The sequence below is a fragment of the Brevundimonas diminuta 3F5N genome (assembly GCF_900163625.1).
Lineage (GTDB): Bacteria > Pseudomonadota > Alphaproteobacteria > Caulobacterales > Caulobacteraceae > Brevundimonas > Brevundimonas diminuta_A.
Genome location: NZ_FUIE01000086.1, coordinates 1 through 7731 on the forward strand (window position 1 = coordinate 1; position 7731 = coordinate 7731).

The following is a 7731-nucleotide window of genomic DNA, read 5'->3' on the forward strand; positions in this document are numbered from 1 at the left end:
CCTTTCAAGGGGCGGACTCTAGCTCCGCGTGGAGGAAATTCTCAGGGGCACGTCAGGTGGACACCGAATTCCAGGCGGGGTTCGGTTAAGTTAGAAGTCCTCGGCTTAGGCCGCGCGAACCTCCAGCGTCAGCCCCGAAAGCGTTGCAATGAGTGGAGCACGGCGAACAGGTTGCCCGGCGTTCGGATGGGCGGGCCAGCATTTGCAAGGCTTTGATTGAAGCGCCTGTCGAAACGGACAGGGTCTCGAAGCCGACGGTGGCGCCGACATGGGACGATGGCGTTATCGGTATCCAGGTCGCCTTCCAGAAAGGCGTTCATGGCTCCGGCCAGCAGGCCGTCTTGAAGACAAGGTCACTGGCCGCCCGCGCCTGAATGGTGTCCTTGAATCGGGGCAACGCCATCACGCCTCGCGTTCCTCTGCGCCTTATACTCTGTCCACCGGATCCGGGCATTGGCCTACACGCTCTGCGCCGTGCGCCCAGCAGGATCCCCAAATCGTCTTCCGCGTCCGGCTGTCCGGCATCGGCGCCCGTGGCACAGAATTGGGTTTGAGATTTAAGGAGAGTTCTGGTCTCGTCTGAAAGACGAAAGACCCAGAATGACGACGAAACCCACGAAGACGAAGAAGCCCGCCGAGCAGGTGGTCAAGGATATCCGCCGGGCGACCCGACGGCACTTTTCTGCCGAGGACAAGATCCGGATCGTGCTCGATGGATTGCGCGGTGAGGACAGCATTGCCGAGCTATGCCGGCGCGAGGGTATTGCCCAGAGCCTTTATTATACCTGGTCCAAGGAGTTCATGGAGGCCGGCAAGCGCCGCCTGGCCGGTGATACTGCGCGTGCGGCGACCAGCGACGAGGTCAAGGACCTGCGCCGGGAGACGAGCGCTCTGAAGGAGTGCGTTGCCGACCTGACCCTGGAAAACCGACTGCTCAAAAAAAGCATGCTGGGGGATGGGGAAGACCAGGAATGAGGTATCCCGCTTCCGAAAAACTCGAGATCATCCGGCTGGTTGAGCAATCGCACCTGCCAACCAAGCAGACACTGGACCGACTGGGCATCCCGCGCCGGACCTTCTATCGCTGGTATGATCGCTACCTCAATGGCGGACCCGAGGCGCTGGAAGATCGATCCTCGGCGCCCAGCCGGGTGTGGAACCGCATCCCGGCCAGCATTCATGACCAGATCATCGAGATGGCCCTGGAACACTCCGAGCTGAGCCCGCGGGAACTGGCGGTGCGCTTCACCGACGAGAAAGGATACTTCATCTCGGAAGCCAGCGTTTACAGGCTTCTCAAGGCCCATGACCTGATCACCAGCCCCGCCTATGTGGTGATCAAGGCGGCCAATGAGTTCCACACCAAGACCAGCCGTCCCAACCAGATGTGGCAGACCGATTTTACCTACTTCAAGATCATTGGCTGGGGCTGGATGTATCTGTCCACGGTGCTGGATGATTACTCCCGCTACATCATCGCCTGGAAGCTGTGCTCGACCATGCGGGCCCAGGACGTCACCGACACGCTGGACATGGCACTGGCCGCATCAGGCTGTGATCAGGCCCATGTGCAGCACCGGCCGCGTCTGCTCAGCGACAATGGCCCCAGCTACATCGCCGGCGAACTGGCCGACTATATCGAGGCCAATGGCATGGACCATGTGCGCGGCGCCCCGCTCCATCCTCAGACACAGGGCAAGATCGAGCGCTGGCATCAGACCCTCAAGAACCGCGTCCTGCTCGAAAACTACTTCCTGCCTGGTGACCTCGAAAGCCAGATTGAGGCCTTCGTCGAGCACTACAATCATCGGCGCTACCACGAGAGCCTCGACAATGTGACACCCGCCGACGCCTACTTCGGAAGGGCCGAAGCCATCATCAAACACCGCGAAAGGATCAAACGCAAAACCATCCAACATCGGCGCTTGCTGCACGCCCGCATCGCCGCATAACATCAACACGATGGCGAGCTGAACTCTCCCCTAAACCCGACGCCCTTCTGCGCCAAAGCTTCTGACGACGGACACGCGCCAATAGACCTCCGTGTCGTCCTGTTTGGCGAGGTAGAGAAACCGCGCATTGCGAGGAAACACCAACCCCTTGAGGCGCCGAACATTGGACCCCGCGCGGCTGATGCGCTGTCGTGCGACGTCGGCCGACATCCCCTGCGCCATCAGCTTGCGGCCGACGTCAGAGGAAAGGCCGGGGCCATCATTGAGAAGGATCGTCTCGACGGGATTCAGCGGCCGCCTCCGAATGTCACACTGCGCTATTTATAATGATACTACTGGGCTAGTGAGAAGTTTGTCGCGCCTCGCGAACAAGGTAAATTAAAACAATGAAAACAAAGCTTTGAAAGATGGATGCGGGTCGACGTTAGTCTCCCATCGTCACGGTCGCTGTCACACAGGCTTTCAACAGACGCCTCGACCATGGACATAACCGGCGTGTCTGGTCGTATTCACGGCTCTCCGATCTCGCCCTTTGCCGAGTGCGGGGTTCCCATATTGGGTTGCACCGCTGCGTATAGCCGGCACGCGTGCAGACGGCGCGCAGCGACAGCGCCGGGATCGAGTGCTCCACGATCAGCGCCTCGGCGGCATCCAGCAGCGCCGCGCGCGTGCGGGCCTGCGATTCACTGCGGTTGAGCGGACGTGCGTGGCGTTGGGCTTGGCTCACGGCCGGCTCCGGCGCGACGGGGCGGCAGTATGCCACCGCCTTGCACAGGACGCCGTCAGCGTGCGGTGACCGTTCCCGACGGAGCACGCACGGGCGGCGGACATGGCGTCAATCATCGTAGAAGCCACCCCCCGCACCGGCGCCCAGGCGACCCTTGTCGATGTAGTTCACCTTGAGATATTCGGCCCAGCCCTGCGTTGCGGGATTTGCGCTTGCGATGTTGTACGCCGTGCGCAGGCCGACAATGTCGTAGATCTGGAACGGCCCCAGCTTGGCGCCGGTCCCGATTCGCCAGGTCTTGTCGATGTCCTCCGGACTCGCCACACCTTTCAACAACAAGGCGGCGGCCGCGTTGAGCAACGGCACCAGCAGCGAATTCAGCACGTAACCCGGCTGCTCCTTGTGCAGTCGGATCGGTTCCATGCCGATTTCCGCAGCGAAGCGCGCCACCTGCTCGAACACCTCAGGATCGGTCTGCGGCGTACCCATCACTTCCGCTGTGTTCTGGCGCCAGATGTGATTGGCGAAATGCAACGCCAGGAACTTCTCCGGCCGGCCCGTCGCATCCGCGAATGCACTGGGCAGCAGCGTGGAGGAGTTGGTGGCGAAGATGGTGCCTTCGCGCGCCAGCCTGGCGAGTTCGGCATAGACTGAGCGCTTGAGTTCCAGCTTCTCCGGCACCGCTTCAATTACCAGGTCCGCGTCGCGCACGGCCTGCGCAAGGTCGCTGCTCAGTGCGATGGCCGCCGCGACCCTGGTGGTCGCCTCGGGCGTCGTCCCCGGCAGGTCGGCGGCATATGTCTGAGCCAATCGCGTCAGGGCGTCGCGGGCACGCTCCAGCGCTGCTGCGTCAATGTCGTACGCCGTGACGCTCTTGCCGTGAAAGGCGCACTGGAAGGCGATCTGCGCGCCGAGCACGCCAGTGCCCAGCACGGTCACCCGCTGCAGGCCGGAGGGCGAGGCGACGGTCTTTGTGGTGTCCTGTGTCATGTTCATGCGTCCTCCCCGGCCAGCAGGCCGGCGTCGTGGAGCAATGCACCGATCTCGGTGCGGTCGAGCCTGGCCAACACGCGGTCGCGCAGGAACGACGGGCCCGGCAACGCCAATTCTTCGCCATCGCGCAGCTGGTGCAGTGCATCCAGCAGGGTGCGGATGTCGTAGGTGGAATTGAACACTTCCGGCACGCCGCGTTCAATGCCCAACAGCGTGTAGACCGCTTCCATCGGCGTGCGCACCGAGTACTCGGTGGTGAAGATACAGTCGCGTTGCTTCGACTCCGCGAACTGGCCGATGAATGCGAAGTTCACAGCGCCCGCTGGCACCACGTCAGGGCGATCACCGGCTTGACGCGGCATGAAGAAGGCGGTGATGTACGGCATCATCACCGGCACGGTGTTGGCTCCCGTGGCTGCAAGCTCCGCGATGTCCTCAACCGGCACACCCATGTGATACAGCCATTCCTGGGTGATTTCCTCGCCGGTGCAGTCCTGCATCGGCTTCTTGACGTAATCCCCCGGCACGTCCGCGAACAGGCCATAGAGCCAGATCACGACCTGGTCCTTGGGCTGCTTCTTGAAGTGCGGCTGGCGGTTCACCGTCCAGCTCAGCAGCCAGCTGGAATCCTTGACGGTGACAATCCCGCCGGTCACCACCTTGCCGCTGAACGGGTCGCGCTTGGCGATCTTCTCGATGTACTTCGGGATACGCGCGTCCAGCGTGGTGATGGTGGCGGATTCCCATTTGGTCTCCGGAATGTGCGTGCCGAACACGTCGGGCCGCCCGAACGACGGATCCTTGGCCGCGATGCGCCGCCACAGATCCCAAGCCGGTGCCGGGCCTTCGTCCAGCAGCGCCGCGGTCTTGTGGTCGCCCTCGTTGCTGTTTTCCACCAGCGAGCCGATGGTCATGAACAACAGGTCATCGGGGCCGAGTGCCATGCCACCGGGCTGGCCGTCGCGGTTCCAGTGGATGCGCGTGGCCTGCTTGCGTCCGTTGGTGGCATCGATGTCGAAATCGACATCTGTCACCTCGGTGCAGTACTGGAACACCACGCCCTGGTCCTTCAACCACTTCACCAATGGCAGCACCAGCGATTCGTACTGGTTGAAGCGGGTGAACTTCAACGCGGAAAAATCCGCCAGACCGCCGATGTGGTGGATGAAGCGGTGCAGATAGAGCTTCATTTCCAGCGCCGAATGCCACTCTTCGAACGCGAACATGGTGCGCCAGTACATCCAGAAGTTGCTGGCGAGGAAGTCCTCACCGAACACCTCGTTGATGCGCTTGTTCTCCATCTCCTCGCGCGTGGCCATGAAGACCTTGAGCATGTCCTTCTGCGCGGCCTTGCTGAGCGTGAACTTGCCCATGTCGGGCGCAGGCTTGCCCTGTTCGATGGTGGCGCGCTGCAGGGAGAAATTGGGGTCGTCCTTGTTCAGCCAGTAGAACTCGTCGAGCACGCTGGCCCCCTCGACTTCCAGCGAGGGAATGCTGCGGAACAGATCCCACAGGCATTCGAAATGGTTCTCCATCTCGCGGCCGCCGCGGATCACGAAGCCCTTGTCCGGCTTCTCAAGTCCATCCAGTGCGCCGCCCGGCACGTCGATGCGTTCCAGGATGGTGATGCGCTCGCCCGGCATCTGGCCATCGCGGATCAGGAAGGCGGCGCCGGCCAGCGAGGCCAGGCCGGAGCCGACGAACCATGCGGATTTGCCGTCGACCCCGTCTGGCTTGCGCGGGCGGGCGAAGGCTTCGTAATTGCCACTGCTGTAATACATGTACGGACTCCAGTCGGGGAAGTTCAAGGTCATCGATCTAGCGAAAGGTCACTCCCACGGTAATGTATATCATCTGATATTTGAATTCGATTCCTGATTGGTGCTGTCAGCTTAACTAAGCGAAGTCGAAAGACCCCTACCCCACGCGTTATCAGACGACAGCCGCCGTCCAAGCAGTATCTGCATCGGCACGAAAGCGACGAAGCGTGGACCTGCTGATCAGATGACGTTGGATGTTGAAGGTGTTGTAGATCGCCGCGTGGGTTGTGAGAAATCTTTGCGCTGAGGCTTGAGATTTGAACCTCTGCTGCTGTCGTTCCCGTCGTCGGATCGGCAGATGCGAGTTCTCAACGCGGTTATTGTCTCGTAGCCGGCCAGGGCGATGAAGGTGCCGCAGTTCCAACTGATCAAGCGCCGCACCGTACGATGCCAGCCCATCCGTTGTGATGGTTTCCGGCTCGATAGGTTGGTTGCGTAAAAGACGTTTGATCAGCTTCAAAGCCGCCTCTGTGTCCCGCCGGCGCTGGACAACGACGTCTAAAACCTCGCCTTCGTCGTCGACTGCGCGCCACAGATACATGCGCCGTCCTCCGATCTTGCAGACCATTTCATCGAGATGCCAACGGCCAGTCGGAGGCACTCTCCGTTTCTTCAGCCGCCGTGCAATCAGATGCCCGAACTTGATCGTCCAGCACCGGATCGTTTCGTAGCTGACGTCAATTCCGCGTTGCGCCATCAATTCCTCGACGTCACGGAAGCTAAGATTGAAGCGAAAGTACAACCACACGGCATGACGGATCACTTCGCTTGGGAAGCGGTGTCGCTTAAACGGGTGCTGTCATGTTAACTGAGCGAAGTCGAAAGATCCCTACCCTGCTCATTTTCAGACCACGGCCGCCTCCCACGCGGCATTCGCTTCAGCGCGAAAGCAACGAAGTGTGGGTCTGCTGATCAAATGGCGCTGGAAGTTGAAGGTGTTGTAGATCGCGGCGTGGGTGGTGAGAAATCTCTGGGCTGAGGCTTGGGATTTGAACCTCTGATGCTGCCGCTCCCGTCGTCGGATCGGCAGATGTGAGTTCTCAACGCGGTTGTTGTCACGAAGCCTGCCAGGGCGATGCAGATGGCGCAGTTCCAACTGATCGAGTGCCGCACAGTACGAGGCCAACCCGTCCGTCGTGATGGTTTCTGGCTCGACCGGTTGATTGCGCAAAAGACGTCTGATCAGCTTCAAAGCCGCCTCTGTGTCCCGCTGGCGCTGGACAACGACGTCTAAAACCTCGCCTTCGTCGTCGACTGCGCGCCACAGATACATGCGCCGTCCTCCGATCTTGCAGACCATTTCATCGAGATGCCAACGGCCTGTCGGAGGCACTCTCCGCTTCTTCAGCCGCCGTGCAATCAGAGGACCGAACTTGATCGTCCAGCACCGGATCGTTTCGTAGCTGACGTCAATTCCGCGTTGCGCCATCAGTTCCTCGACGTCGCGGAAGCTAAGATTGAAGCGAAAGTACAACCACACGGCATGACGGATCACTTCGCCTGGAAAGCGGTGTCGCTTAAACGATAGCGGTTTCATAAAACACCTTCTCCACCAATGGCTTGCAGCCTTCGAAGTGGAGCACCTTTAGCGTTAGACTGACAGCACCTTTTGGGACGCGTCGCGCCGTTGATCCTGGCTGCCAACGAGCCTGTTGCGGCCATTTTCCGTTCTATCAACAGCAATCCGAACCTCGTCCCCGAAACCCTGACGGTGACCAACGACCGTTCGACCGAGGCTGAGATTGCCGCAGCGGCGCGGCCCATACTCGATGCCATCTATGCGCGGGAGATCGAAGAGGTCAAAGCTCTGTTTGAACAACGCGCCAATGACCGCCGGGCGACCACGGATGTCTCGGACGCCGCGCGTCTTGCCACATTCGGCGGGATTGAAACCCTGCTGGTGAATTTTGACGAGATCGTTCATGGCACCGTCGACGAGGATACCGGAGCCGTAATCTTTGGCGAGGAAGGGCCCGACACCTATGGCATCGTTGATGAGATCATGGCTCGTGCACTGACCAGCGGTGCTCGCATCATTGCCGCACGTAAGAATGATATTCCGGGCGGTGGATCGTTGGCAGCCACCTTGCGCTATCCACTTTAGGATCCGCGGGATACTTTCTTGATCTGCCTTTCCCACTCGACCGGAAACGGCTTCATCAACGCCGCCGGTGCTGTCAGGATGGAACCGTCAGGTTAACTGAGCACATTCAAAAAGCCCCCAACCCTGCAAAATATC

At 60.4% G+C, this 7731-nt stretch carries 6 protein-coding genes and 1 pseudogene; 2 read left to right on the forward strand and 5 right to left on the reverse strand.

Annotated features, from left to right (window positions below):
* Positions 1-600: 600 nt before the first annotated feature.
* Positions 601-1952, forward strand: a protein-coding gene (locus FM111_RS15770) for an IS3 family transposase (RefSeq protein WP_087141875.1) whose coding sequence is annotated in 2 segments (ribosomal slippage) — positions 601-937 and positions 937-1952 — 1353 coding nt in all. Because the reading frame shifts where the segments join, the coding sequence is not laid out codon by codon here.
* 424 nt (positions 1953-2376) lie between these two features.
* Here the strand turns inward: FM111_RS15770 and FM111_RS16290 are convergent.
* From FM111_RS16290 to FM111_RS15795, 5 genes and pseudogenes are all read right to left on the reverse strand, one after another.
* Positions 2377-2679, reverse strand: coding sequence for a hypothetical protein (locus tag FM111_RS16290; RefSeq protein WP_143276144.1), 303 nt, complete (start codon positions 2677-2679; stop codon positions 2377-2379).
* A 108-nt stretch (positions 2680-2787) separates the two neighbouring features.
* Positions 2788-3675, reverse strand: coding sequence for a 3-hydroxyacyl-CoA dehydrogenase (locus tag FM111_RS15780; RefSeq protein WP_016448220.1), 888 nt, complete (start codon positions 3673-3675; stop codon positions 2788-2790).
* Positions 3672-5453: an oleate hydratase gene (locus tag FM111_RS15785; RefSeq protein ID WP_087141877.1), complete on the reverse strand. Its 1782-nt coding sequence runs from the start codon at positions 5451-5453 to the stop codon at positions 3672-3674. Before FM111_RS15785 ends, FM111_RS15780 begins: the two co-directional genes overlap by 4 nt.
* A 151-nt stretch (positions 5454-5604) precedes the next feature.
* A pseudogene (locus FM111_RS15790) lies at positions 5605-6282 on the reverse strand (IS6 family transposase); the annotation flags it as partial.
* Between the two features lie 54 nt (positions 6283-6336).
* Positions 6337-7029: an IS6 family transposase gene (locus FM111_RS15795; protein ID WP_087141879.1), complete on the reverse strand. Its 693-nt coding sequence runs from the start codon at positions 7027-7029 to the stop codon at positions 6337-6339.
* Between the two features lie 72 nt (positions 7030-7101).
* Between FM111_RS15795 and FM111_RS15800 the strand changes: the two genes are divergently transcribed.
* The gene (locus FM111_RS15800; protein ID WP_256968387.1) at positions 7102-7596 is read left to right on the forward strand and encodes a baeRF11 domain-containing protein; all 495 of its coding nucleotides are present in this window, start codon (positions 7102-7104) and stop codon (positions 7594-7596) included.
* Positions 7597-7731: the final 135 nt, after the last annotated feature.

Excerpts from the sequence above, each read along its gene's own strand:
- FM111_RS15795 (WP_087141879.1), bottom strand. The coding sequence starts at position 7,029 with ATGAAACCGCTATCGTTTAAGCGACACCGCTTTCCAGGCGAAGTGATC.
- FM111_RS15785 (WP_087141877.1), bottom strand. The coding sequence starts at position 5,453 with ATGTATTACAGCAGTGGCAATTACGAAGCCTTCGCCCGCCCGCGCAAG.
- FM111_RS15780 (WP_016448220.1), bottom strand. The coding sequence starts at position 3,675 with ATGAACATGACACAGGACACCACAAAGACCGTCGCCTCGCCCTCCGGC.